This is a genomic window from Bradyrhizobium sp. USDA 4369 (assembly GCF_054056435.1).
Window position 1 is genome coordinate 7,986,033 of record NZ_JBSRYH010000001.1, and the last position, 25,948, is coordinate 8,011,980.

The window sequence follows — 25,948 nt, forward strand, 5'->3', positions numbered from 1 at the left end:
CAGCCGCAGCGCACGCGCTGAAGGCCTGCGGAGACGTCCGATGCGGTCAGCAAAACGGATCGCGGCACCGCTGCCGCCCGCGCTCATGATTAAGAACGAACTACGACTAATCCCTTAAAGCAAGACGAATGAATGGTATCGAAATGCCATTCGAATGGACGTTCAGATCCCAAGGTTCGGCTCAGGACCGCAGCCCGCTACTCCGCCGCCGCCACGGTCGCAATCGCCGGATCGTGCAGCACCACACCCGAGAGCGGGTCGAACTCGCCCTCCCAGGGCATCCGCTCCAGCACCGCCTGGGTGTGCTGATAGCCCGCACTCCAACGCGCGGTGATGCCGCGCTCGCTGAAGTCGATGTCCTTGGTATGGCTCTCGCGATCGAGCTGCGGCGCCAGGAGGCGGACGACATGCATCCGCGTCTGACAACCATAGCTGGCAAGCTCGCGAACGGCCGGATCGTTGCGCACCTGCTCCGGCAGGCGCGCGGCGAGCTGGTTGATGATGTGACGCAAGCGGTGTGTCTGCTGCTGCCGCGCAATATGGCTGGCGATGCGGCTGGAATATTGCACGTCCTTGTGACGGTTGAACACCTCCGCCATCGTCGTCGGCTCGGCGCCATGAGGGTTCCACAGATGCACTGCGAAGATCAGCGAATCCTTGCGTGGGTTGTCGTCGAACACCACCTCGGTCGGCGTGTTCGACAGGATGCCGCCGTCCCAGTACAGCTCGCCGTCGATGCGGACCGCCGGAAAGGCGGGCGGCAGCGCGCCGGAAGCGAGGATATGGCGGATATCGATCGCGCCGTCGCGACTGTCGAAATAGTGCATCCGGCTGCTCCGGACATGCGCGGCACCGACGGTGAGACGCAGCCCGCCCCGATTCACGAGATCGAAATCAACCAGTTGCTGCAGCGTCTCGCGCAGCGGCGCGGTCGAATAGTAGCCAGCGTTCTCCGCTCCCAGCGGATACGCCTCGCCGGCATGTGCCAGCGCGTTGGGGCGGAAGAAGCCGGGGATCCCATGCGTCACGGTCGTCCAGTAGGACAGGCGCTCGTTGAAATCCGGAAATGCCGTGCGCGGCGTCCAGGCCGGCCGGTGGTGCATCCGCTTCCAGAACTCACGCAGCCGCGCCATCCGCTCGCTCACCGGACTGCCGGCGATCAGGGCGGCATTGATGGCGCCGATCGAGGTCCCGATCACCCAGTCCGGCTCGAGGCCCGCTTCGTGCAGCGCCTGGTAGACGCCGGCCTGGTACGATCCCAGCGCGCCGCCGCCTTGGAGTACGAGGACCACTTGCCCGGGCAGCGTGCTGCGATCCTTGATCATGCGTGTCGTGTCGTTGACCTCGGCCATGTCTCCCCTCCTGTGATGCGTCTTGTCTATTCGCCGTTGCGGCGTCGCTCGTTACGTGCCGCGTCGTCAATGCGCGGTCCATCCGCCGTCCACCGGCAGGGCGACGCCGGTGATCGATGCGGCGGCCTCGCTGGCGAGAAACACCGTCAGCGCGCCGATCTCTTCGACGGTGGCGAAGCGCTTGTTGGGCTGCTGCGCCAGCAGGACATCGCGGATGACTTGGTCGCGCGAGATGCCGTGCGCCCTCGCCTGCCCGTCGATCTGCGCCTCGACCAGCGGTGTGTAGACATACCCCGGACAGATCGCGTTGCAGGTGATGCCGCTTTCGGCCGCCTCCAGCGCGGCGACCTTGGTCAGGCCGATGATGCCATGCTTGGCCGCAACATAGGCCGATTTAAACGGCGAGGCGACCAGGCCGTGCGCGGAAGCAATATTGATGATGCGGCCAAAGCCGTGGCGACGCATTGCGGGAAGCGCGAGCCGCATGGTGTGGAAGGCCGAGGACAGGTTGATTGCGACGATCGCATCCCACTTCTCCGCCGGGAATTCCTCCAGCGGTGCGACATGCTGAATGCCGGCATTGTTGACCAGGATGTCGATCCGGCCGAACTCCAGCATGATATCGGCGACCATGCGCTCGATCGCCACAGGCTGCATCATGTCGGCCGCTGCATAGCCGGTCCTGACACCGAACTGCGTCGTGATCTCGGACCTGATCCGACCGATCTCCTCAGGCTTGCCAAAGCCGTTGAGGACGACATGAATGCCGGCCGCGGCCAGAGCCCGCGCGATGCCGAGGCCGATGCCGCTGGTCGATCCCGTGACCACGGCCACCCGGCCAGCCAGCGGACGTAACGAAGGCTCGATCTTCAGCGTATCTGCAGCCATGGTGTATCCTTCGATCGCTTTGTGGGGTGTTCGACGCCGGGTAATCTGCCGGGCCGGACCGATCGACGGAAATGCCGTTTGGCTTGCCGCACGATAGGATGCCGCTATCGCCATCGGTGATGCCAGTTGGTAGTCGTCCTGCAATCTCGCACTCCGGCCATCTTGGCCCGGTCGAATGGAGCGATCCATGGAAATGCATCAGGTCCGGTATTTTCTTGCCGTCGCCCGGCTGCTGCACTTCACGCGGGCGGCCGAGGAATGCAACGTCACCCAACCCTCGCTGACCCGCGCCATCAAGCAGCTGGAAGCCGAGCTCGGCGGCGACCTGTTCAGGCGCGAGCGGCCGGCGGCACAGCTGACCGAACTCGGCGAGCGCATGTATCCGCTGCTCAAGCAGTGCTACGAAGCGGCCGCCGGCGCACGATCCCTCGCATCGTCGTTCAAGAGTGGCGAGATCGGCACCCTCAGGATCGCGCTCGCCAATTCGGTCGATATCGCCGTGCTGCTGCCGGTGCTCGAGCAGCTGCAGCGGCAGTTCAACAAGCTGGAATTCAGATTCCTGCGCGGCGGCAGCCGCGCCATTGCGGACCATCTCAAGAACGGCGAAGCCGAGCTCGGCATCGCCGCCGAGATCAGCGAGAACTGGGACCGGCTCGATGTCTGGCCGCTGTTCACCGAGGACTTCGACGTGGCGGTGCGCGATGGGCACCGGCTTGCCGCCCAGGACACGATCGCGATCGAGGAGCTCGGCCGGGACGCGTTCCTGTCGCGCGGCTATTGCGAACATGGCGAGCGGCTGCGCACGCAGCTGCGCGAGCTCGGCGTCGAGATTGAACGCAGCCATGATGTCCATTCCGAGCGCGACCTGATCGCGCTGGTCGAAGCCGGTGTCGGCATCGGTGTGGTGCCGCAAACCACCAGCCTGCCGCCGACGCTGCGTCGGACGGCGCTGGATGGCCTCGACGCGCGGCGGACGATCCACCTCTACGGCGTGGCCGGTCGCGAGCGGACCGCCGTTGCATCGGCGGTCATGCGCCTGTTGCGCGGACGCGACTGGCAGCAATGGCTCGCTCGGCCGAATTGAGTTCGCTGAGCGGAATGATCAGACCTGGGCGGATCAGACCTGGGCGGATCAGAACTGGGCGGCTTGCGCAAGCGCCGCGACGAGATCGTCGACCTCCATGCGCCGACGAAAATCGGGATCGATGAAGCGGGCCTTGACGAGGCCATCCGGGCCAACCACGAAGACGGCAGGAATTGGCAGCAGGCCGCCGTCATTGCCGTGGAAGGCCGCGAAGTCCTGATGCGCCAGCAGCCCGCGGACTTCGCTGCCGAGCCAGATCGCGAGGTTGAGCGACAAGGCGTAGCCGTTGTCGAGATCGCTCAGCACCGGAAAGTCGGCGCCGGTCTCGGCCTTGAAGCGTCGCGCAAAGGACTGCAGCTCCGGCGTGATGGCGACGAGCTGTCCGCCGCTCTCACGAATGCGGTGCTGGGCACGGACCAGCGCGATGGCGCTGAGCCGGCAATAGGGACACCAGTGGCCGCGGAAGAACATCACGGCGACCGGTCCGGACTTGAGCAGCGACGGCAGATCGATCAGCTTTCCGGTGTCGTCTGGCAGAACGAAAGGCGGCATCACCTCACCGGGACGCGGCGCGTTCTCGCCGCCGCCATTCGCCTGCAGCCGCGCCACCAGCCGGTCGACCGCCTCCGCATAGGCCGGGAAGATCTCGCGGCCCGCGGCCGCGTAGGTCGCCAGCTGCTCGCGCAGTGTCGCTGCGGTGCCGCGGCATTGCAGGAACACCTGCCGCAAGCGCTCGGCATCGTCGGGAGAGAGTGCCGTCATGTGCAGCTCCTCTGCTGGAGAGGGCCGGATGTCGGCCCTCCACCTGTCTCGCGCATCCGCCTCACTGGTCTGCTCGCGCTCATCCAACCGAGCATGCCAGATTCATCGCGATCGATCATCGAAAACCGCATTCCGAGTGGCTTAGGTGACGACCGCAAACAGCCTGTCCGTGGCTCCAGGCGGCCTCGCCGGATCCCCCCGGCGAGAACACACCCCGAGAGCCGACCAGATCAGCGGCTTCAGATTCGCCACCGTCCCGCGATCGGCGGGACGGTCTTAGGTCAACAATGCGCCGTCGCGGGAATGATGTCGATCTGCATCACACTGGTTCCGACGCTCACGCAACCAAGTCGACGACGATCCCTCAGCGCCGATCGGACCATCATGTCCGCCGCTGCAAATCCACCCTCCGGGTCGACTGCAGAGCCCAGACCGGTTCAGTTGATGTAGAAATTGCCGGTCGGATCGAGCCGTCCATGGGCCATATACAATTGCCCGTCGCTCATGAAGAAGACCGTATCCTTCGGCACCCTGGTGGCGCGACGCATCATCGCCTTGTGGTTGGTCTCGCCGGCCGCCACGGCCATCATGCTGGTCTGGCCAGAGCTGTAGATCATGGCCATTCCCGGGGCCAGGCCAAAACCGCCCTGCGCGCTTGCAGCCGTCGAAACTGCCGCGCCGAACAACGCGGCGATCATCATCGTCTTCAATGTCCGGTTCATCATATTCCTCCTCTCGCTGATGCCCTTCTGAAACAGGGCGTGCAGCGATCAGACATGAAACCGGCATCGGCATGAAATGCCTTCACGCGATGAAGCCAATAGCATCCGGGTATCGCGGGCGACGGAGATAGCGCAGCGCTATGGTTACGAAAGCCAACTGATATTTCCGCGAGCGGCTTTCGGCCTGCATGCTGCCTTCCGCGTAACACCGAACGAAACGGCGCACCCTTAGGAGGCATGACATGAACGCAAGACCATCTCGACCACTTGGGCTCAAGGCGCATCTGATGACGACCGCACTGCTCGCCGGATTTGTCGCGACGGGATCTGCGGCACACGCCGGCGAATGCCCTGCCGACAAGATCAAGGCCGGGGTACGGGACAAGGTCGACGTCAAGGCCGTCGGCGTCACCGACGTGACGCTGGGAGCCATCGACCTCGAGAAGCAGCCCGTCAACATCAAGGACCGCGAGCTGCGCTTCCGCAAGCTCACCATCGCGCCCGGCGGCATCGTGCCGTGGCACAGTCACGACGATCGCCCGGCGCTGATCTTTATACAGCAGGGCGAGATCCTCGAATATGCCAGCAACTGCGCCGAACCGATCCTGCACAAGGCCGGCGAGATCAGGCCCGAGCTGTTCGGCACCTCGCACTGGTGGAAGAACGACGGCAAGGAGACGGTCATTCTCTATGTCGGCGACGTTCGCAGGGATCCGCACGACCATAATATGTAGTTCGACGATCCTTGGGATCGGAACGCTGGCCTGGCGTTCCGGTCCCTCACCGCCTGATCATCAGTCGAAGGGATTTGTCATGACGGATGTTCCCGCAACGCCGGTGGCCCACGCCGGTCCCACTGTTGTGCCGCCCGCCACGCGGCGCGCAGTCGTCATCGGTCTGATCGCATTCTTCAGCCTTGTCGATCTGTTTGCCGCGCAGGCCATGCTGCCGGCACTCATTCAGCACTACCAGGTCAGCCCGGCGGCCATGGGACTTGCGGTCAATGCCTGCACGCTCGGCATGGCGATATCGAGCCTGGCGACCGGCCTGCTCAGCCCGCTGATCGATCGCCGCATCGGGATCATCTGCAGCCTCGCGCTGCTCTCCGTCTTCACCGCGCTGCTCGCCAGCGCGCCGAACCTCGCGGTGTTCGCGGGACTGCGCATCCTGCAGGGCCTGTGCATGGCCTCGGCCTTCGCGCTCACATTGGCCTATCTCGGCGAGCAGTGCAGCATGAGCGAGGCCGGCGGCGCGTTCGCGGCCTACATCGCCGGCAACGTCGCGAGCAACCTGGTCGGGCGTCTGGTCTCGGCCAGCCTGACCGGCACGCTCGGCCTCGAGCCGACCTTCTACGTCTTCGCCGCACTCAATGTCGGTGGCGCCTTGCTGGTCGGCCTCACGCTCGGGCGCGGGGCCATGATGGCAGGTGCCAGGAGCGCGCTACGGACCGCAGCGATTCTCGATCACCTCGGCAACGCCCGCCTGCGCGCGGCCTTCGGCCTCGGCTTCTGCATCCTGTTCGCCTTCATCGGCGCCTTCACCTTCGTGAACTTCGTGCTGGTGCGGCCGCCGCTGTCGCTCGGCATGATGCAGGTCGGGCTGGTCTACTTCGTATTCCTGCCCTCGATTGTCACCACCCTGCTCGCCGGCCGGATCGCGGCGCGGACAGGCACCCGGCCGGCGATCTGGGGATCGCTCGCCATCGCAGCGCTTGGCATCGTCCTGATGCTGTCGCCACAGCTCGCCCCGGTGCTGGCCGGCATGGTGCTGGTCGGCGCGGGCACGTTCTTCGCGCAGGCCGTGACCACCGGCTTCGTCAGCAAGGCCGCCACGCACGATCAGGGCGTTGCCAGCGGGCTCTATCTCGCCAGCTATTTCGCCGGCGGCATCGCCGGCACGGCCGTGCTCGGCCAGCTGTTCGATCGGTTCGGCTGGACCGCATGCGTCGGTGGCATCGCGGCGGCGCTCGGGATCGCAGCCCTCCTGGCTTGCAGGCTGACGCCGCCGAGCGCTCAGGGCCAGCCCGGAGCGGCTTCCGGCTGAGCCGGCGCCGGCTCATCGTCATCGGCGATGGCGCGCCACGCCGCGCCTTCGAGATCCTCATATTGGCCGCTCTTCAGCGACCAGAGGAAGCCGACCAGGCCGGCCAGGCCGAGCGCGAGCGCCAACGGCACGAGAATGATCATCACTTCCATGACACCGCCTCCCCGGCGACCTTGCGGGCGCGCAGCGCATTCAGCATGACCAGGATCGACGAGCCCGACATCGCCGCCGCCGCGATCAATGGCGTGACGAGACCGCTGATCGCCAGCGGCACGGCCAGGACGTTGTACCCGACCGCGAGCCACAGATTCTGGCGCATCAGATGCAGCGCCTTGCGCGCATAGTCGACAGCGGCGAGCACCGGCGCCAGCGGACGACCGAGAAACACGAGATCGGCGGTGGACTGGCTGAGATGCGCGGCCGAGATCGGCGACATCGAGACATGGGCGGCGGCGAGCGACGGGGCGTCGTTCATGCCGTCACCGACCATCATCACCTTGACGCCTGCGCGCTTCAGCTCCTCGATGCGTGCGATCTTGTCGGCCGGCGTGACGCTGGCGCGCCACTCATCGATGCCGAGCGCTTTGGCGGCGGCGGCGACGGCCGCCTCGCGATCGCCCGACAGAATCTCGACCTTGATGCCACGCCGCTGCAGGCCGGCGATGATCTTGGCGGCGTCGGGACGCAGCCCCTGGCGCACCGAGAACAGGAAAGTCTCGCTGCCACGGCGGAAGGCGACGACGGAGGCCTCGGGATCGAGATTGACATTCTGAACCGCGAGCACCTCGGCGCCGCAGAAGGCCGGCCGTCCTAGCCTGATCTCGACGCCATCGGCCATGGCGCGCACGCCCTGACCCGGCTCCTCGACCGCGCCCATCAGCGGCGATCGCGCCTTCGCGGCCTGGGCGACGGCAGCGGCCACCGGATGATGGCTCGACAGCGCGAGCTGCCCCGCGAGAGCGAAGACATCGGCGGGAATGTCGGCCGCGTTGACCACTTCAAGCTCAGGCAAGGTCAGCGTGCCGGTCTTGTCGAAGATGACGTGCTCGGCCTCGGCGAGGCGCTCGATGGCATCGCCCGCATTGAGCAGCACGCCCGACTTGAACATCGCGCCAGACGCGACGGTCTGCACCGTGGGGATCGCAAGACCGAGCGCGCAGGGACAGGTGATGATCAGCACGGCGATGCCGGTAACAATGGCATCATGCCAGCTCGCCCCCGCCAGCACCCAGCCGAGCACGGTCAGCGCCGCGGTCGCATGCACCACCGGTGCATAGAGCCGCGAGGCGCGGTCGGCCAGTCGCATGTAGCGCGAGCGGGCCTGCAGCGCATTGTCGAGCAGGCGCGTGATCTCGGCCAGCAGCGTGCCTTCGGCCGCCGCGGAGACACGGACGCGCAAGGTCCCGGAGATATTGAGCGAGCCGGCATAGACGGCGGTGCCTTGCTCGGCCGGCACGTAGAGCGTCTCGCCGGTGATCAGGCTCTGGTCGATCTCGGAGCGGCCCTCGACGACCACGCCGTCGACGGCGCAGCGCTCACCGGGCCGCAGCAGCACCAGATCGCCGGCGCGGATCGCCGCGACCGGCACCTCAGAAATCTCGTCGGCGCCGATGAACTTGGTCGCGGTCTCCGCCTTCAGGGCCGCGAGATTGCCGGCAACCGCACGGGTCCGCCGCCGCATGTTCTGGTCGAGATAGCGGCCGACCAGAAGGAAGGTCAGCAGCATGATCGCGGCGTCGAAATAAGCATGCTCGGCGTGATGGAAGGTCTCGACGAGCGACATGCCGAGCGCCAGGATCACGCCGATGCAGATCGGCACGTCCATATTGACGTTGCCGTTCTTGAGCGCGCGCCAGGCAGAGCGGAAGAAGGGCTGGCCGGCATAGGCCACGGCCGGCAGCGCGATCACCGCAGACAGCCAATGGAAGAAGTCACGCTGCTCGGGCAGCATGTCGCTGACATTGCCGGACCACACCGGGACCGACAGCATCATCACATTCATGGTCGCAAACGCCGCGACACCGAGACAGCGCAAGAGAAACCGCGACTCCTCGGCTTCGGTGGCCTCGGCGCTCGCCTTCTCGAACGGATAGGCCTTGTAGCCGAGCTCGGCGAGGCGATCGATGAACTTGGCCGGGTCCAGCGTGCCCTGCTTCCATTCCAGGGCGACGCGGCGATCGGTGAGATTGACGCGCGCCAGGGTCACGTCGGGCAGCGCCGACAAGCCGCGTTCGATCTTGGCCATGCATCCGGCGCAGCTGACGCCCTCGACCGCAAGATCGATGTGCTTGAGGCCGGCGCCAAGATCCTTGACGTAATGCGAGAAATCACGCGTCACATGCATGGTCGGACGTCCTTCAGTTCAGCAGCACGCGATTCTTGGACAGGAACAGCCGCCGGCCGCTGGAATCGCCTTCGAGCACGAGGTCCCACTGGCCGGGTGCGATCGCCTCAGCCGTGCCGCGATAGACGCCGATGCCGATCTCGGCGAGCTCGACCTCCTGGTCGGCGCGCTTGTCGGCGGGCCGCTCGAGCCGGCCCTGGAATTTCACGCCCGAGAGCGGATTGCCGCTGGCGTCACGCGCATTGACCTGCACCACGGCGGCACCGCTCGCGCCGCGCTCGATATGCGCCTCGACCTGCCAGCGCCGCGCCTCCTGGTCGCGCGCCGCCGCGATCTCCTTCTCGTAGCCGAGGCTCGCAGTATAGGCGCTGTCGACATCGGTGCCCGGCAGGGTCGAGATCGCCATCTTCATCATGTAGACGTTGACGCCGATCACGGTCCCGAAGAAGCCGAGGAGCATGGCGAGCACCATGCGGCCGGTCAGCGGCTTGGATCGATCGGAACGGCTGGCCATTGGCGGGCTCCTTAAGGACTGACGAAATTGTCGGTGGCGGCGGCGACGACGCCGAGACCAATATCGGTGACGTGGAACTTCACCGGGATCGACTTCTCGGGGTTGTTTTCCTCGGGCGCGGTCACTAGCAGGCGAAGCTCCTCGGTCTGGTCGCGCCCGACCACGATCATCGGCCGATCCGGCGTCACCGAATCGGCGCCGACGACATGAACCGTCGCATTCGCCGGCCCCTCGATGTCGATGGCGATGACGCGATCGAAGCCATGCTTGTTGAGGACGCGCACCGTATAGGCGTTGCGGATCGAGCCGTCGGACAGCTTGATCGCAACCGGATTGCGATCGTGCAGCACGTTGACCTCGAGCAGCGAGCGGGTCGCGAGCTTGTAGACCATCGCGCCTCCGACCACGGCGATGATCGCGGCATAGGCGACGGTGCGCGCGCGCACGAGCTTGTAGACCGGCGGCTTGCCTTCCTGGCGGCGGTGGATGTTGATGTCATTGTCGTAGCCGATCAGCCGTGTCGGGCGGCCGATCTTGGTCATCACCGTATCGCAGGCGTCGATGCACAGGCCGCACTGAATGCAGTCCATCTGTGCACCGTCGCGAATGTCGATGCCGGTGGGGCACACCGCCACACATTGCTTGCAGTCGATGCAATCGCCGGCGGGCTGGCCAAGCGCGCGCAGTTCGGCCGCCTTCTTGACCGACATGCGGCTCTCGCCGCGGTCATAGCGATAGGTGACGTTGAGCGCCCATTCGTCGGTCAGCGCCGCCTGGATGCGCGGCCAGGGGCACATGTAGACGCAGACCTGCTCGCGCATGAAGCCGGCGAGCGTATAGGTCGTGGCGGTCAGGATGGCGATCCAGATATAGGCCAGCATCGGCCCCTGGAAGGTGACGAGTTCCTTCACCAGGGTCGGCGCGTCGCTGAAATAGAGCACCCAGGCGCCGCCCGTCCACCAGGCGATCATCAGCCAGATCGAATGTTTGAGCACCAGCTCTGAGACCCGCTCCAGCTTCATCGGATCGCTGGAGGCATCCTTCTTCATGCGCTCGCGGCGATCACCCTCGATCAGGCGCTCCACGGCATAGAACAGGTCCGTCCATACCGTCTGCGGGCAGAGATAGCCGCACCAGATGCGGCCGCCGATCGCGTTCATCAGGAACAGGCCGATCGCGGCGATGATCAAGAGGCCGGTGAAATAATACACCTCCTGCGGCCACAGCTCGATGAAGAAGAAGTAAAAGCGGTGATTGGGAAAATCGATCAGCACCGCCTGGTCCGGCGCGCCGAGGCCGCGATTCCAGCGCACGAAAGGCAGGAAATAATAGACGCCGAGACAGAAGCCCATCAGGCCCCATTTGATCCGGCGGAAGGTGCCCGAGACGCTCTGCGGATAGACCTTCTTGTGCGCAGCATAGAGCGGACCGTAATCATCCACCTGTTGCAGACCTTGGGGCTGCAGGTCGTCCGGTTTTACCGTCTTGTTCATGGCTGGCGGGTCATGGCTGGGGGTCTTCTCGCAGTTGCGGCCGAAGGTATGCCCACCTCCGGCCGCTCAGTTGATCCAGCTCAATTGAAGGGAACGTTCCGTTGGATTTCCGTTACTTTCCTCCACCCAGCGAGTGGACATAGACCGCCATCGCCTTGATCGTGGTCGGGTCGAGCCGGCCTTCCCAGGCCGGCATGACGCCGGCGCGACCATTGGTGATGGTCTCGATCAGGGTCGCCTCGTCCGAGCCATAGAGCCAGATCTTGTCCGTGAGGTTCGGCGCGCCGACCTCCGGATTGCCCTTGGCATTGTCGCCATGGCAGGCCGCACAGTTCTCGGCAAAGATCTTCGCGCCCGCCTTGGCATCGTAGCCCTGCCGGGTCGGCAGACCTGCCAGCTCGCGGACGTAGTTGGCGACCGTGATGATCTCCGCCGGCTTCAGGACACCGTCCTTGCCGAAAGCGAGCATCTGGCCTTCACGGGTCTTCGGATGGCCCGAGCGCACGCCGTACAGCAGGGTCTGCTGGATCTGCTCCAGCGAGCCGCCCCACAGCCAGTCGTCGTCGTTCAGGTTCGGGAAGCCCTTGGCGCCGGCCGCGCCCGTGCCGTGGCAGGCGGCGCAATTGTCGCCGAACACGGTCTTGCCCTTGGCGCGCGCCAAGGCGAGCATCTGCGGGTCCTTCTCGATGTCGGCGAGCGAGGCAGTGGCCAGCGCCGCCATCTTGGCGCCACGGATCTTCTCGAGATTGGCGAGCTCGACCGCCACGTCCGCGCGGGACGAGTAGCCGAACAGGCCCTTGGTGTTGCTGGAGATGGTCGGCCAGGCCGGATACACGATCCAGTAGCCGATCGCCCAGACGATGGTGATGTAGAAGGTGATCACCCACCACCGCGGCAGCGGGGTGTTGAGCTCCTTGATGCCGTCCCAGGCGTGGCCCGTCGTGGCGGTGCCGGAGACGCTGTCGACTTCGGTATGGTCAGCCATGATGAGTTTACTCCTCCCGCAACGGCATGCTCGCCGCCTCGTCGAAAGCGGCCTTGTTGCGAGGCCAGAGGGCATAGGTCACGATCGCAATGAAGATCGCGAAGAAGATTGGGGTCCACAGCGTCGTCACGAGTGACGACGCGATGTTTTCGACTGCAATGATGGGCTTCATGATGCTCGCCTCTCGATCTCAGCGCAGATTGGCTTTTTCGTTGTAGATCTTGAAGTCGACGAGCGTGCCGAGCATCTGCAGGTAGGCCACCAGCGCATCCATTTCCGTCGGCGCTCCCGCCTTGCCGTCGAAGTTGCGCACCACGGCCTTCGGATAGCGCTTGGTGAGCGCCTCCGCACCGGCGCCGTCCGGATCGACCTGCGCCTTCAAGTCGGCGGCGGCGTTGGCGATCTGGTCGTCGGTGTAGGGCACGCCCACCGCCCGCAGCGTCTTCAAGTGGTCGGCGACGTTGTCGGCGTTCAGCTCGGTCTCCTTCAGGAAGGGATAGCCGGGCATGATCGACTGCGGAACGATGGCGCGCGGGTTGGTCAGATGGGTGACATGCCAGTCGTCGGAGTATTTGTTGCCGACGCGGGCGAGGTCAGGACCGGTGCGCTTGGAGCCCCACTGGAACGGGTGGTCGTACATGCTCTCCGCGGCGAGCGAGAAGTGGCCGTAGCGCTCCACTTCGTCACGCAGCGGACGCACCATCTGCGAGTGGCAGAGATAGCAGCCCTCGCGGACATAGATGTTGCGGCCGGCCAGCTCGAGCGGCGTGTAAGGACGCACGCCGTCGACCGCCTCGATCGTGCTCTTCAGGTAGAAGAGCGGAGTGATCTCGACGAGGCCGCCGATCGCGATCACCAGCAGGATGCCGATGACCAGGATGATCGAGTTCTTCTCGAAGACTTGGTGTCGTTGCCAGAATGACATGGTTGGATACCTCACTCCGCCGGCTGAAGGGCGACGGGCGACTGAACCTCTTCCTCACCGACACGGACCGTCATCCAGAGATTGTAGGCCATGATGAGTGAGCCGATCAGGAACAGCGCGCCACCGGCGGCACGGATGATGTAGAAGGGATGCATCGCCTCGACGGTCTCGATGAAGGAGTATTCGAGGAAGCCGAGCGCCGTGTAGGACCGCCACATCAGACCCTGCAGGATGCCCGAGACCCACATCGCCGAGATGTAGAGCACGATGCCCAGCGTGGCCGTCCAGAAGTGCCAGTTCACGAGCTTGAGGCTGTAGAGGCCCTTGCGGTTCCAGATCCACGGCACGAGGCAGTACAGCGCGCCGAAGGACACGAAGCCGACCCAGCCGAGCGCACCGGAATGCACGTGACCGATGGTCCAGTCGGTGTAGTGGCTGAGCGAGTTGACCACCTTGATCGACATCATCGGACCTTCGAAGGTCGACATGCCGTAGAAGGCGACCGACACGACCAGCATGCGCAGCACGGGGTCAGTCCGCAGCTTGTCCCACGCCCCCGACAAGGTCATCAGGCCGTTGATCATGCCGCCCCAGGAGGGCATCCACAGCATGATCGAGAAGGTCATGCCCAGCGTCTGCGTCCAGTCCGGCAGCGCCGTGTAGTGCAGGTGGTGCGGGCCGGCCCAGATGTACAGGAAGATCAGCGCCCAGAAGTGGATGATCGACAGCCGGTAGGAATAGACCGGCCGCTCCGCCCGCTTCGGGATGAAGTAGTACATGATGGCGAGGAAGCCGGCGGTCAGGAAGAAGCCGACCGCGTTGTGGCCGTACCACCACTGGAACATCGCATCCTGCACGCCGCCCCAGGCGATGTAGGACTTCGAACCGAAGAACGACACCGGAAGCGCCGGGTTGTTGCCGAGATGCAGCACCGCGATCGTGACGATGAAGGCCAGATAGAACCAGTTCGCCACGAAGATGTGCGGCTCCTTGCGCTTGATGACCGTCACCAGGAACACCAGCAGGTAGACCACCCAGACGATCGTCAGCCAAAGATCCGAATACCATTCGGGCTCGGCGTACTCCTTGCCCTCGGTGACGCCCAGCAGGTAGCCGGTGCCCGCGATCAGGATGAAGAAGTTGTAGCCGATCACCACGAACCAGGGGGCGAGATCGCCGGCGAGCCGGACGCGGCAGGTGCGCTGCACGACGTAGAACGACGTCGCCAGCAGCACGTTGCCGCCGAACGCGAAGATCACCGCCGAGGTGTGCAGCGGCCGCAGACGGCCGAAGCTGGTCCAGGGCAGATCGAAGTTCAGTGCGGGCCAGGCAAGCTGCGAGGCGATGATGAGGCCGACGGCAAAGCCGGCGATGCCCCAGAACATGGCCATGAAGGAGGAGAACTTGATCGGACCGAGATTGTAGTTCGGCCGGCCGTTGATCTCCTGCGGCGGCAGCTCGCCACGCTCGAAATAGCGGTTGAGGATGAAGAAAACGGACGCCGCGCTGGCGGCAGCCGCGAGCGAGGCGTGGAACGCGAAGGCCGTATCCAGTGCCTTCGCCGCAGCGAATACGCACAAGAAGGCGGTGACGGCGAAAGTCAGCGACAAGCCGCTTTCGCCGATGGTCATTGATTTTGTGGGTGAGGACGCGCTCATGCGGAATCTCGCTGAAAGAACACGAGCCCAGCAACCATAATCGTTCACACGTGGAATTGATCGAAATCAAGTTTGCGACCGGTTCGCCGACAACCGGCGGCGCGCTGACCGATTAAGCACACAAAAGGCACGCAAACGCATCGTCCCGCGCGCAGCCAAGCGTGCGGGACGATGTGGTCTTAGACTTCCGTATCAGTTCCAGCCGAGCGGCCGCCGTCAGTCCTTCGCGGCCGCCGCCAGCGCCCGAACGATATCCTCGCGGGCCACGATCCCGACCAGGCGATTGTTGCCGTCGGTCACCGGAAGACTGCGGATGCGATGCTCCACCATCAATTGCAGCACCCGCGTCAGCTTCGTATCCGGCCGGACATAGATGAACTCGGACGTCATCACGGTGGCGACGGTGCGGTCCATCAGATCGCTGTAGCGAGGCAGCATCTGATTCGGCGTGAACGCGAAGCATCTCAGTATGTCGAACTTGGTGACGATGCCGATCACCTCGTCGTTCTCGACGACGGGATAGGTGTTGAAATCGTCCCGGTCGAACATGTCACTCAACTCGCGGATCGTCGTGTCCCGGGTCACGGTCGTGACGTTCCGCGTCATGTAGGTGCCGGCGGTTTCCTCGAGAAATCTGTACAAGGCGGCAATCCTGTTCTCGGATGAAGCGATTGAGTTTCAGTGCGACAGCAGCACGCAACGCTCGGTGCGCGTCACCAGATGCTCGGTGACGCCGCCCAGCACGAGCTCGCGGAAGCGCGAATGACCGTAGGCGCCGGCAACGACAAGACCCGCCGAGACATCGGCGGCGACGGCATCGAGCTTGGCCGCAACGTTACGCCCCTGCCCGGGCTGTTCGACCCGGGCCGATGCGATGATCTGATGACGGCCGAGCCAAGCGACCACGTCATCCAGGCGCGCCTCGCAGGCATCGTATTCCGATGTGTTTTCCAGGATCTCGGTCACGACGACGTCGGTCGCCTTGGCGAGCAGCGGCAGCGCATCGACCAGCGCGCGACGAGACTCGGGGGTCTCCTTCCAGGCGACGAGGACCGTCGAGAGGTCGAGCCAGGTCGCATTGTCCGGAACCACGAGCAGCGGTCGCCCCGCCTGCATCACGAGATCCTTCGGGCTGGCGATCGCGAACGCGTCGGACACCCCGGGAGGAACGCTCCCGGTCACCAGGATGTCGGCGGCGCGGGCCTGCGCCAGCACGTAGCGGACCGGGAAATCCAGCGCGGCACGCCAGCTCAACGGCGCCGCGCGCCCCCCGACCACCGAGCGGAAGTGCTGCTCAAGCTCACCAAGCCGCGTCTGCAGCGCTGCCTCGCCCTGCTCGATCAGATCCTGGGCCTGCTCCCCGGTGGTGAAGTACAGCGGCGGGGTAAATTCCGCGGCCGCCACGCCGATCACCCCGGCCTCGAAGCGCGCCGCCAAGTCGCCGGCGACCTGGAGACGGGCTTCATTCGGCTGGCTGAGCGCTAGGCTCACCATGACAGTCGCGAACGTCATCCCGCCTCTCCAAACATTGCTTCCATGCAGCTCATAGAGGTGAAATCCCCCGCCGTGATGAGATAGATCAAATGTGCGGCTGCGGAACCCGCTGGTCGAGGTGAACCGTGGAACTCGCGGAAAACCGGGGAAACCCTTGAATTGTCGATCCAAAGTTTACGCCAACCCTGCGTTGCGGCTGCTAAATCTCGTGTAGAATACCGGTGCGGCCCCCTCCCCGCACCACCTGTTCACGGCAATCCGGCTTCGGCCATTACGGCGAATTGATTGAAAGTCTAGAAGTGCGCGGCGTCACCCAACCTTTTCCCGATGCGGCGGCCCGGCCCGGGGACGCCAATGCGCTCGGCTTCGGCGCCTGGGATCTCGACCTGGCCACCGGCGATTTCTATTGGTCGGCCACCACCCGGAAGCTGTTCGGAGTGGGGGCCGATGACCCGGTCACGTTCGCGGTCTTTCTTGCGCTGCTCGCGCCGGAAGATCGTGCGGCTGTCGAAGCGGCGATCGAGCATTCCCGCCAGCAGGGCACCGGCTTCGACATGTCGTTCAAGGTGCCCGGCGGCGACCACTGGATTCGCGTGCTGGCCGGCGTGGTGCCGGACGCGACCGACAAGCCGCGACATCTTCGCGGCATCGCACTCGATATCGACCAGGAGAAGCGACTGGAAGAGGCGCTGCGGCTGCGGGAACAGCATTTCCGCTCGATCCTGGACACGGTGCCCGACGCGATGATCGTGATCGACGGCGGCGGCATCATCCAGTTCTTCAGCACCGCCGCCGAGCGCATGTTCGGCTACACCGAGAAAGAGGCGGTCGGCCTCGACGTCAGCGAATTGATGCCGGAGCCGGACCGGTCGCGTCATGCGGGCTATCTCACCCGCTATCATTCGACCCGCGAGCGCCACATCATCGGCATCGGCCGGATCGTGACCGGCCGGCGCCGCGACGGCACGACCTTCCCGATGCATCTGTCGATCGGCGAGATGCAATCCGGCGGCAAGCCCTATTTCACCGGCTTCGCCCATGACCTCACCGAGCACCAGCAGACCCAGGCACGGCTGCGCGAATTGCAGTCCGAGCTGGTTCATGTGTCGCGGCTGAGCGCCATGGGCGAGATGGCCTCGGCGCTGGCGCATGAGCTGAACCAGCCGCTGGCGGCCATCAGCAACTACATGAAGGGCTCGCGCCGGCTGCTCGCCGGCAGCAGCGACCCGAACACCGGCAAGATCGAAAGCGCCATGGACCGCGCTGCCGAGCAGGCGATTCGCGCCGGCCAGATCATCCGCCGGCTCCGCGACTTCGTCTCGCGCGGCGAATCGGAAAAGCGGGTCGAGAGCCTGTCCAAGTTGATCGAGGAGGCCGGCGCGCTCGGCCTTGCCGGCGCCCGCGAACAGAACGTCCAACTACGCTTCCAACTCAACCCGGATGCCGATCTGGTTCTGGCCGACCGCGTGCAGATCCAGCAGGTGCTCGTGAACCTGTTCCGCAACGCCCTGGAGGCTATGTCGAACGCTCCGCGACGGGAACTTGCCGCGACAAACCGCCGGATCAGCGACGACTTGATCGAGGTCGCGGTGTCCGATACGGGAACAGGCTTCCACGACGACGTCATGCCCAACCTTTTCAAGACCTTCTTCACAACCAAAGACACCGGAATGGGAGTCGGGCTCTCGATCAGCCGATCCATCATCGAGGCTCATGGCGGGCGCATGTGGGCCGAGAACAACGAGGCCGGAGGCGCGACATTCCGCTTCACCCTGCCGGCGGCTCCAACCAGGGTTGAGCATGATGGCTGAACGGGCCAAGGTCTATGTGATCGATGACGACGAGGCGATGCGGGATTCGCTCAACTTCCTGCTCGATTCCTCCGGCTTCGAGGTGATTCTGTTCGAGCAAGCGCAGGCGTTTCTCGACCACCTGCCCGCGCTCAGCTTCGGTTGCGTGGTGTCCGACGTGCGGATGCCGGGCATCGACGGGATCGAACTGCTGAAGCGCATGAAGGCGGCTGGCAGCAGCTTCCCGATCCTGGTGATGACCGGCCATGGCGACGTCCCGCTCGCAGTCGAGGCGATGAAACTCGGCGCGGTGGACTTCCTCGAAAAGCCGTTCGAGGACGAGCGCCTCGTCGCGATGATCGAGACGGCGATTCGACAGGCCGAGCCGGCGGCGAAGAACGAGTCGATCACGCAAGACATCCTCGGCCGCATCGCCAGCCTGAGCCCGAGGGAGCGGCAGGTGATGGACGGATTGATGGCCGGCCTCTCCAACAAATTGATCGCGCGCGAGTACGACATCAGTCCGCGCACCATCGAGGTCTATCGTGCGAACGTGATGACCAAGATGGGCGCGAACAGCCTCTCCGAGCTGGTGCGGCTGGCGATGCGCGCGGGCGCTTTGAAGGATTGAGCTAGATCAAGCGGGCTTGACGGAATCGAATGTAACGTTGTGCCTCGGTTCAACATCACATTCTCGCGGCACGTGCCATGTCGGTTCACACCAAACCCAAGGTCTACGTCGCCGATGACGATGCCGACGTCCTCGGCTCGCTCCGCTTCCTGCTCGAGGCCGATGGCTTCGACGTCCGCACGTTCCGCAGCGGCATCGCGCTGCTCAACGCATCGGATCATGCACCAGTCGACTGCTTCGTCGTCGATTACAAGATGCCCGAGCTCAACGGCGTCGAGCTCGCCGAACGGTTGCGCAAGCAAGGTGCGACCGCACCGGTGGTGCTGATCACCGGCCATTATGACGACCGGCTGGAGGCGCGCGCAGCAGCCGTCGGCATCCAGGATTTCCTGCTCAAGCCGCTGCTCGACGACAATCTGGTCAAGCGCATCCGCAAGGCGATCGCCAACGAGCATTCGGCTACCGCCAAGCGCGCCTGCTGAGGGGCTGCCTACGTACATCTACGTAAGGGACCCTCCTTAAGATAACGGCCGAAATGTCCTTAACGGGAGCCGCCGTGTACCACATCGCCATCCGCCGCAAGGAGATGGTCATGCTCAATCAGCCGGTTACACATTCGGTCGTCACCCCCACCGCCACCGTCATTCCCTCTCCTGCCGCCCCTGCCGCCAATCCGTTTGCCGAGATCACCGGCCATGCCGGGCTGATCGCCAGCGAGTTCTCGTACAAGAAGGACGAGGAGATCTATGGCGAGGACGAGCCGGCCGAATATGTCTACCAGGTCATCTCCGGTGCCGTGCGCAGCTACAAGCTGCTGTCCGACGGCCGCCGCCAGATCGGCGCCTTCCACCTGCCGGGCGACGTGTTCGGCCTGGAATTCGGCTCCTCGCACCGTCTGGCCGCCGAAGCCATCATCGACACCAATGTACGCCTGGTGAAGCGTCGCAGCCTCGAACAGGCCGCCAGCGTTGACGTCGCCGTCGCCCGCAAGCTGTGGACGATGACCGCCGGCGACCTCCGCCATGCCGAAGACCACATGCTGCTGCTGGGCCGCAAGACCGCGATGGAGCGGGTCGCGACCTTCCTGCTGGAAATGGACCGCCGCCTCGCCGTGGCCGGCATGATGGCACTGCCGATGTGCCGCCGCGACATCGGCGACTATCTCGGCCTGACGCTGGAGACCGTCTCCCGCGCGCTGTCGCAACTGCACAGCCAGGGTGTTCTCGGCTTTTCCGGTGCCCGCCAGATCGTGCTGCGCAACCGCCAGCGCCTGCGCAGCATGGACGCCTGAGGCGCCCAGCCAATCCAAGCCCTGCTTTAAGCCCTGCGCGCGTGCTGCCCGGTCTCGGGCATCAGCAGCGCGATCAGGACCAGCCCCGCAAGCGCCACGCCCGACAATCCCAGAAAGGCCGTGGCGCTGCCAAACCTGTCGCTGACGAATCCGGCTACCACGGTCGACAGCGAGGCGCCGATTCCGGTCGCGGTCCCCACGATCCCCTGCGCCAGATTGAAGTGACCGCTGCCGAAGGCGACATCGGCCACCGTCAGCGGGATCATCACGGCGAACACCGCGGCGGTGACGCCGTCGAAGATCTGCACGGCTACCAAGATGTAAGGGTCGTGCACGACGGCGAACAGCGCGCCGCGAATCGCGAGCGCCGAAAATCCCAACATCAGGAATGGCCGGCGGCCATATTGTTGTGCCACCGCGCCGACGGACGGCGAGGTCAGCGCCACGATGGCCTGCGGCACGACGATGCAGAATGCGATCAGCATCGGCGCCCATTCGCTGGATTTCGTCGTCACCACCCCTGCCATCAGCGGCAGCATCGCCGCATTGGCGAATTGCAGCAGGAATACGCCGAGCGCGAACACCAGCAGCGCCCGTTGGCGCAGCAGGCCGAGCAGATTCGACAGCCGCGCGATCTCCCTGTCCTCCTGCACGGCATGGCCATGCGCCCGCGCGATGTCGATCTCGCGCTCGCGGATCCGCGACAAGGCGATCAGGGTCGGAAAGGCGAGAATGAAGGTGACGAGAAAGACCGCGCGGCTCGAGAGCAGATAGCCGCAAGTTCCCATGATGGCGGCGGCGACGCCGTTGCCGAGCGAGGCAAAGCGCGCGTTGCGGCCGAGACGCTCGGCCATGCCGCGCGGTCCGACCAGACCGAGACTGATCGCGGCGATCGCGGGGCCCAGCACGCAGCTCGCGGCCGCATGGAGGGTCGCCGCGCCTGCGACCACCGGAAAGATCGGCCAGACCGCATAAGCCAGCGCGCAGCATCCGATGGCGGCGACGGCGAGCCCCGCCACACGCCGCTCGGATTTCGCAGCATCGATGATCGCGCCGCCCGGCATCTGTCCGATCAGGCCGACGATGCCGCCGATCGACAGCACCAGGCCGATCTGCGCCTGGGTCCATTTCTGCGTCGTGAGATAGACGGCGATGAACGGACCGAATCCGGTCTGCACGTCGGCCAGGAAGAAGATGAACCAGTCGAGCCCGCGCAGGCTCTGCTGCGATGGCGACGGCTTTCCCGAAGGGCCGTGCTCTTGCGCGGCGCCGGCGCGCGCGCCGGCGTCCGTGCCATCTGGCTCGGGCTCGCGGTCGGGCGGTAGGGACGGCCGTGCAATCGGCATCGCTCTCACGGTCTCAATTCATGACGGTCGCGGGACAGAATAGGCCCACCTTGTCCGGAGCACGCTGACGTGCCGGACCGGCGGTCTCACGCATCAACTCAATGATCGAAAATCCAGGGGGACAGCTTGCCGGCCGCGCCGAGCACGACGACGGGCTTGTCCTCCTTGTATTCGGGCGCGGCCTTCACCTGCTCCTTGGTGAGATCCAGCGTGACTTGGTCGCTCTTGTCGGCGATGTGCTTGAAATCGAGCGCAGTCCAATCGACCACGATCTTGCGGCTGCCGACGCCGAGAAAGCCGCCGAAATCGATCACCGCCGCCCGCACCGTGCCTGTGAGATCGACGATGACATCGACGATGTGGCCCATGTCCTCGCCGGTCGAACTGCGCACGTCGCGGCCGAGCACGCCATGCGCATCGCGCGCGCCGAGGATCGTCACCGAAGGCGGCGGCGCCGGCTCCTTCGTGGGCGGCATCGGCGACGCCTGCTGGGCATGGCCGGCATTCATCTGCAGGCCCGCGAGCAGCGACACCCCGACGAGGCCGCCGAGCGCGCGAGCGTTGCGGAACCGATGCACAGTCCGCGTCATTGCGCCAGCACCAGCGAGACCTGGATCTGGCCGCGCCGCCGCAGCACCTCCATGGAGATGTCCTCTTCGTGGCGGCGGATGCGCAGATCGATCGTGGAGCTGCCGAGCCGGAGATCGCGCAGCACCACCCAGTCCAGGAATGCCGGCAGCCGCGGATTGCGCAGGCGGATCTCGCCGCGGGCGGCGTCGAACTCGAGCCCGAGGGCCGCCTCGAGCAGAGTGAACGGCGTTGCGCTCGCCCAGGCCTGCGGCGCGCAGGCGACCGGATACAGCGTCGGCCCGCGATGCTTCTCACGGCGGAAGCCGCAGAACAGCTCCGGCAGCCGGCGCAGATCCATGTAGGACGCCGCCTCGAACAGGCCCCCGAACACCTGCTCCACCGCGTGCTTCAGGCCGTAGCGTGACAGGCCGAGCGCAATCAGCGCATTGTCGTGCGGCCAGATCGAGCCGTCGTGATAGGACATCGGATTGTAGCGCACCTCGCCAGAGGCGACGGTGCGGATGCCCCAGCCGGAGAAGAAGTGCGGCCGCAACAGATCAGCGGCGACCCTGCGGGCGCGGTCCTCGCGCACCATGCCGCTGAACAGCAATTGCCCCGCATTCGAGGTGCGCACCCGGCACGGCTGCTTGCTGCCGTCGAGCGCGAGCGCATAGGTGTTGAGATCCTCGCACCAGAAGGCGTCCTCGAACTGCTGCGCCAGCCGCGTGGCCTCGGCCTGCAGCCGTTCGGCGAAATCGGCCTTGCCGAGCCGGCGGGCGCAGCGCGCCGCCAGCTGCTTGCCGGCGAAGACGTAGCCCTGCACCTCGGCGAGCGCGATGTAACCTTCGGCCAGCCGTCCGTCGGCATGGAACACGGCGTCGTAGGAATCCTTCCAGCCCTGATTGGCTAGGCCCTGCTCCGAGGCGCGCTGATATTCGACAAAGCCGTCGCGATCGGGATCGCCGGGACCGTCGATCCAGTGCAGCGCCGCCTCGATCGCCGGCCACAGCTCGCGCAGCGTGTCGATGTCGCCGGTCCGCTCGACATAGAGGCCGGCGAGCAGCACGAACAGCGGCGTCGAGTCGACGCTGCCATAGTAGCAGGCGAACGGCACCTCGCGCAGCGCCGCCATTTCACCGCCGCGCATCTCGTGCAGGATCTTGCCCGGCTCGGCGTCGGCGAGCGGATCGGTGGCGTGCGCCTGATGCGAGGCGAGACGGCGCAGCACGCCGCGGGCGATGCGCGGATCGACCCACAGCATCTGCATCGCCGTGATCAGCCCGTCGCGGCCGAACGTGGTCGAATACCAGGGAATGCCGGCATAGGGATAACGCCCCTCCGGCGTGTCGGTCATCAGGATGTTGAGGTCGGCCGCAGCCTGGCACAGCACCTCGTTGAGGATGTCGTTGGAGGTCTCGATCGTGGTCGCTCCATGGGTGCAGCGGCGCATCTCGCGGCGATGCGCGAGCAGGCTGCGGAAGAAGCGGCCCGGCCGCTCGCCGGCCTTCGCATTGCAGCTCACGGCCACGAACAGCGAGGTCGATTCCTGCGGCGCGAGATCGAAATGATAGGTCGCGACATCGACCGCAAGCGTGGTCGGCCGCGGATCGAAATGCAGCGCCGTCGTGCGCGTCACGTCGTCGAGCCCGCGATAGTCCAGCACCACATCAGACGGGCCGATCAGCCGGCTGGCGCCCTTGCCGCGCCGCGCCCTGACGGCGCCGCGCACCTCGAACAGATCGGCGAAATCATTGTCGAAAGCGAGCTTGAGATCGAAGCTGGCGCGCCGGTCGCCGTGATTCTGAACGCCGATGCGCTGATAGGCGGTGCCGCGCCACAGGAAGATCGTGCGCACGATGTGCAGCACGTCCTTCGGCAGCACCAGCCGACCCTGCTCATAGATGTCAGGATTGGTGAGATCGACGGTCAGCCCGGAATTGTCGTCGCGCAGGCTGGAGCCGAGCAGCAGCGGCTGGACCTCGTCGAGCGTCAGCTCCAGCCGCGCGAGATAGCGCGTATCGGCATTGAACAGGCCGTCCGGCCCGCCGGCCGACGCGCCGATGTCGCCATGGCCGTCCAGCACGATGAAGGTGTCGTCGTGCTTGAGCGAGCGCCGCGGCCGGGCGGCCGGCCCCGTCATCGGAATGTAGAACGGCTGCTCGGCGGGCTCGTCGATCCGCGGCATCGATGCGAGTGTAATTGCGGGTTCGGCCGACATGTTGACCTCGTGCGATGTTGGAGTGCCCGCGCGACCGGAAACGGCCGGCGCGGGATGCGACGCAACGATCAGGCCGCGAACTTGGCCAGCCGGTTCATCTCCTGGGTCACGAGGTCCCGATAGGGTCCCTCGCTTTGCATCAGCCGGTCGGGCGCGCCGTCCTCGATGATCCTGCCCGATCTGAGCACCACCACGCGATCGAAATTGCGCAACGTCGCGAGCCGATGCGCGATCGCGATCACCGTGCGCCCGCGCATCAGCCGGCTCAGCGCCTCGCGGATCGCCTCTTCCGACTCGCTGTCGAGCGCGGCCGTCGCCTCGTCGAGCAGCAGGATCGGCGCATCCTTGAGGAAGGCGCGTGCAATCGCGATGCGCTGGCGCTGGCCGCCGGACAGCTTGACGCCGCGGTCGCCGACCATGGTCTGCAATCCCTCCGGCAGCGTCTCGACGAAATCGCAACGCGCGGCGATCGCGGCCCGCAGCACCTCGTCATCGGTCGCGCTGGGACGGCCGTAGCGGATGTTTTCCAGGATAGAGCGGTGGAACAGCGAGATGTCCTGCGGAACGACCGAGATCGCCTCGCGCAGGCTCTGCTGCGTCACCCGGGCGATATCCTGGCCGTCGATCGTGATACGGCCCGTTTGCGGATCGTAGAACCGCTGCAGCAGGGTGAACAGGCTCGACTTGCCGCCGCCGGACTGCCCGACCAGTCCGACACGCTGCCCCGGCTGCAGCCGCAGCGAGAAGTTCTCGAACAGCTTGCTGCCGCCGGGATAATGGAAGGTGATGTTGTCGAAGGCGATGGCCGCACCGCTCTTGACCAGCGGCTCGGCTTCCGGGTGATCGCGCAGCTCATGCGGCTGCAGCAAAGTCGCGATTGCCTCGCTCATGCGCGCGACGTGCTGGGTGACGTCAACCAGCGCCACCGCCAGATCGCGGGTGGCGTTGAGAATGCTCAGGCCGAGCGTGCACACCAGGACCACATCGCCGGTGGTCGCCCCGCCCCGCTGCCACAGCGAGATCGCCCAGGCCATCAGCGCCACCGTCAGCACGATCGTCACCGTGGCGTGCAGGATGCGCAGCTTCTCGAGATAACGCAGGCTGCGGCCGCGGGCCTCCAACTCCTTGTTCACGGTCGCATCGAACCGGTCGTGCTCGTGACGCAGACCGCAGAATGCGCGTACCAGCGGCATGTTCGAGATCACATCGACCATCTCACCGTCGACCATCGCTGCCTTGTCCGCGAAATCATCGTGCAGCGGCTTGCCCGCCGCCGCAAGCCGGAACATCGCCAGCACCATCATGGCCGCGATCAGCAGCAGCGCGATCGCCATCGCCCCACTGACGGTTCCAATCAGGCCGATCGCCGCCACTGTCGCGAGGCATGGCGGCAGCACGTTCCAGACGAACATGTTCTCGACCGTGAACACCGCATTCGATGTCGCCGTGATGCGGCTCGACAGCATGCCCGGGAGACGGTCGCCGAAATAGCTCGGCGAATGGCCGGTGAGATGCCGGAAGATGTCGCGCCGAAGATCGCCGGTGACGCGCACGAAGGAGAAGCTCGCAATCCAGCTGGCGACGCGCCAGAGGATGTTGTCGGTCGCAATCAGCGCCATCAATAGGGCGAATGCCGCCCAGACGCGGCTATTGCCGCCGGGCCCGGCCGAAAGGCTGTCGACCAGCGACTTGACGCCATATTGCGTGCCCACCGAGCAGGCCACTGCACCGGTCACGGATAAGAGAATGATGAGATGGGATGCCGGACGCCTACGCAGATAACGCATGACGAACGGAAACGGCCGGTGCGCGTAGCCTGAGAGCTGATCCATTGTCTT

Annotated in this window: 25 protein-coding genes; 7 read left to right on the plus strand and 18 right to left on the minus strand. The window is 65.4% G+C overall.

Features of this window, described 5'->3' with window-relative positions; translation table 11 throughout:
- Positions 1 to 197: 197 nt before the first annotated feature.
- Positions 198 to 1,352, minus strand: coding sequence for a DUF3734 domain-containing protein (locus ACVIJ6_RS36185; RefSeq protein WP_456776662.1), 1,155 nt, complete (start codon positions 1,350 to 1,352; stop codon positions 198 to 200).
- A gap of 66 nt (positions 1,353 to 1,418) precedes the next feature.
- Positions 1,419 to 2,240, minus strand: a complete 822-nt coding sequence (locus ACVIJ6_RS36190) for a 3-hydroxybutyrate dehydrogenase (RefSeq protein WP_456776663.1) — start codon at positions 2,238 to 2,240, stop codon at positions 1,419 to 1,421.
- Between the two features lie 187 nt (positions 2,241 to 2,427).
- On the opposite strand from ACVIJ6_RS36190, the gene ACVIJ6_RS36195 reads away from it, so the two are divergent.
- Positions 2,428 to 3,324, plus strand: a complete 897-nt coding sequence (locus tag ACVIJ6_RS36195) for a LysR substrate-binding domain-containing protein (RefSeq protein WP_456776664.1) — start codon at positions 2,428 to 2,430, stop codon at positions 3,322 to 3,324.
- Positions 3,325 to 3,372: 48 nt separating this feature from the next.
- Here ACVIJ6_RS36195 and ACVIJ6_RS36200 read toward each other — a convergent pair whose 3' ends face one another.
- Entirely contained in the window at positions 3,373 to 4,086 is a 714-nt protein-coding gene (locus ACVIJ6_RS36200) for a peroxiredoxin-like family protein (RefSeq protein ID WP_456776665.1), read from the minus strand.
- A 437-nt stretch (positions 4,087 to 4,523) separates the two neighbouring features.
- Complete coding sequence (locus tag ACVIJ6_RS36205) at positions 4,524 to 4,808, minus strand: hypothetical protein (protein WP_456776666.1); 285 nt, start codon at positions 4,806 to 4,808, stop codon at positions 4,524 to 4,526.
- Between the two features lie 287 nt (positions 4,809 to 5,095).
- Here ACVIJ6_RS36205 and ACVIJ6_RS36210 point away from each other — a divergent pair, with 287 nt between their 5' ends.
- Positions 5,096 to 5,542 (plus strand): cupin, encoded by a 447-nt coding sequence (locus ACVIJ6_RS36210; protein ID WP_456777161.1) that lies wholly within the window; start codon positions 5,096 to 5,098, stop codon positions 5,540 to 5,542.
- Between the two features lie 79 nt (positions 5,543 to 5,621).
- A complete protein-coding gene (locus ACVIJ6_RS36215) occupies positions 5,622 to 6,851 on the plus strand; it encodes an MFS transporter (protein WP_456777162.1) in 1,230 nt (409 codons plus the stop codon).
- Here ACVIJ6_RS36215 and ccoS read toward each other — a convergent pair.
- The 10 genes from ccoS to ACVIJ6_RS36265 all read right to left on the minus strand — a co-directional run bounded on the left by ccoS (position 6,821) and on the right by ACVIJ6_RS36265 (position 16,282).
- Entirely contained in the window at positions 6,821 to 7,003 is a 183-nt protein-coding gene (gene ccoS, locus ACVIJ6_RS36220) for a cbb3-type cytochrome oxidase assembly protein CcoS (RefSeq protein WP_456776667.1), read from the minus strand. The genes ACVIJ6_RS36215 and ccoS overlap by 31 nt on opposite strands.
- A complete protein-coding gene (locus ACVIJ6_RS36225; RefSeq protein ID WP_456776668.1) occupies positions 6,994 to 9,195 on the minus strand; it encodes a cation-translocating P-type ATPase in 2,202 nt (733 codons plus the stop codon). Before ACVIJ6_RS36225 ends, ccoS begins: the two co-directional genes overlap by 10 nt.
- A 13-nt stretch (positions 9,196 to 9,208) precedes the next feature.
- Positions 9,209 to 9,709: a FixH family protein gene (locus ACVIJ6_RS36230; RefSeq protein ID WP_456776669.1), complete on the minus strand. Its 501-nt coding sequence runs from the start codon at positions 9,707 to 9,709 to the stop codon at positions 9,209 to 9,211.
- Between the two features lie 11 nt (positions 9,710 to 9,720).
- A complete protein-coding gene (gene ccoG / locus ACVIJ6_RS36235) occupies positions 9,721 to 11,202 on the minus strand; it encodes a cytochrome c oxidase accessory protein CcoG (RefSeq protein WP_456776670.1) in 1,482 nt (493 codons plus the stop codon).
- Between the two features lie 112 nt (positions 11,203 to 11,314).
- Positions 11,315 to 12,187 (minus strand): cytochrome-c oxidase, cbb3-type subunit III, encoded by an 873-nt coding sequence (gene ccoP, locus ACVIJ6_RS36240; RefSeq protein WP_456776671.1) that lies wholly within the window; start codon positions 12,185 to 12,187, stop codon positions 11,315 to 11,317.
- A gap of 7 nt (positions 12,188 to 12,194) precedes the next feature.
- Positions 12,195 to 12,359, minus strand: a complete 165-nt coding sequence (locus tag ACVIJ6_RS36245) for a CcoQ/FixQ family Cbb3-type cytochrome c oxidase assembly chaperone (protein WP_041750607.1) — start codon at positions 12,357 to 12,359, stop codon at positions 12,195 to 12,197.
- Between the two features lie 18 nt (positions 12,360 to 12,377).
- Positions 12,378 to 13,112 carry a cytochrome-c oxidase, cbb3-type subunit II gene (ccoO, locus tag ACVIJ6_RS36250; RefSeq protein ID WP_172236801.1) on the minus strand — a complete coding sequence of 245 codons (735 nt, stop codon included), beginning with the start codon at positions 13,110 to 13,112 and terminating at the stop codon, positions 12,378 to 12,380.
- 11 nt (positions 13,113 to 13,123) lie between these two features.
- Positions 13,124 to 14,770 (minus strand): cytochrome-c oxidase, cbb3-type subunit I, encoded by a 1,647-nt coding sequence (gene ccoN, locus ACVIJ6_RS36255; protein WP_041750606.1) that lies wholly within the window; start codon positions 14,768 to 14,770, stop codon positions 13,124 to 13,126.
- A gap of 216 nt (positions 14,771 to 14,986) precedes the next feature.
- A complete protein-coding gene (locus tag ACVIJ6_RS36260; RefSeq protein WP_012042947.1) occupies positions 14,987 to 15,412 on the minus strand; it encodes a CBS domain-containing protein in 426 nt (141 codons plus the stop codon).
- A 36-nt stretch (positions 15,413 to 15,448) separates the two neighbouring features.
- Positions 15,449 to 16,282 (minus strand): universal stress protein, encoded by an 834-nt coding sequence (locus ACVIJ6_RS36265; protein ID WP_456776672.1) that lies wholly within the window; start codon positions 16,280 to 16,282, stop codon positions 15,449 to 15,451.
- A gap of 281 nt (positions 16,283 to 16,563) precedes the next feature.
- Here ACVIJ6_RS36265 and fixL point away from each other — a divergent pair, with 281 nt between their 5' ends.
- The 4 genes from fixL (at position 16,564) to ACVIJ6_RS36285 (ending at position 19,976) form a co-directional block, all read left to right on the plus strand.
- The gene (fixL, locus tag ACVIJ6_RS36270; protein ID WP_456777163.1) at positions 16,564 to 18,075 is read left to right on the plus strand and encodes a sensor protein FixL; all 1,512 of its coding nucleotides are present in this window, start codon (positions 16,564 to 16,566) and stop codon (positions 18,073 to 18,075) included.
- Positions 18,068 to 18,685: a response regulator FixJ gene (gene fixJ, locus ACVIJ6_RS36275; protein WP_456776673.1), complete on the plus strand. Its 618-nt coding sequence runs from the start codon at positions 18,068 to 18,070 to the stop codon at positions 18,683 to 18,685. Before fixL ends, fixJ begins: the two co-directional genes overlap by 8 nt.
- Positions 18,686 to 18,762: 77 nt before the next feature.
- Positions 18,763 to 19,167 carry a response regulator gene (locus tag ACVIJ6_RS36280; RefSeq protein ID WP_456776674.1) on the plus strand — a complete coding sequence of 135 codons (405 nt, stop codon included), beginning with the start codon at positions 18,763 to 18,765 and terminating at the stop codon, positions 19,165 to 19,167.
- A 110-nt stretch (positions 19,168 to 19,277) separates the two neighbouring features.
- Positions 19,278 to 19,976, plus strand: coding sequence for a helix-turn-helix domain-containing protein (locus ACVIJ6_RS36285; protein WP_456777164.1), 699 nt, complete (start codon positions 19,278 to 19,280; stop codon positions 19,974 to 19,976).
- A gap of 26 nt (positions 19,977 to 20,002) precedes the next feature.
- Here ACVIJ6_RS36285 and ACVIJ6_RS36290 read toward each other — a convergent pair whose 3' ends face one another.
- The 4 genes from ACVIJ6_RS36290 to ACVIJ6_RS36305 all read right to left on the minus strand — a co-directional run bounded on the left by ACVIJ6_RS36290 (position 20,003) and on the right by ACVIJ6_RS36305 (position 25,942).
- The gene (locus ACVIJ6_RS36290; RefSeq protein ID WP_456776675.1) at positions 20,003 to 21,322 is read right to left on the minus strand and encodes an MFS transporter; all 1,320 of its coding nucleotides are present in this window, start codon (positions 21,320 to 21,322) and stop codon (positions 20,003 to 20,005) included.
- Between the two features lie 98 nt (positions 21,323 to 21,420).
- Complete coding sequence (locus ACVIJ6_RS36295; protein WP_456776676.1) at positions 21,421 to 21,912, minus strand: PRC-barrel domain-containing protein; 492 nt, start codon at positions 21,910 to 21,912, stop codon at positions 21,421 to 21,423.
- Positions 21,909 to 24,110: an amylo-alpha-1,6-glucosidase gene (locus tag ACVIJ6_RS36300; RefSeq protein WP_456776677.1), complete on the minus strand. Its 2,202-nt coding sequence runs from the start codon at positions 24,108 to 24,110 to the stop codon at positions 21,909 to 21,911. The genes ACVIJ6_RS36295 and ACVIJ6_RS36300 overlap by 4 nt, the downstream gene beginning before the upstream one ends.
- A 68-nt stretch (positions 24,111 to 24,178) precedes the next feature.
- Complete coding sequence (locus ACVIJ6_RS36305) at positions 24,179 to 25,942, minus strand: ABC transporter ATP-binding protein (protein ID WP_456776678.1); 1,764 nt, start codon at positions 25,940 to 25,942, stop codon at positions 24,179 to 24,181.
- Between the last annotated feature and the right edge of the window lie 6 nt (positions 25,943 to 25,948).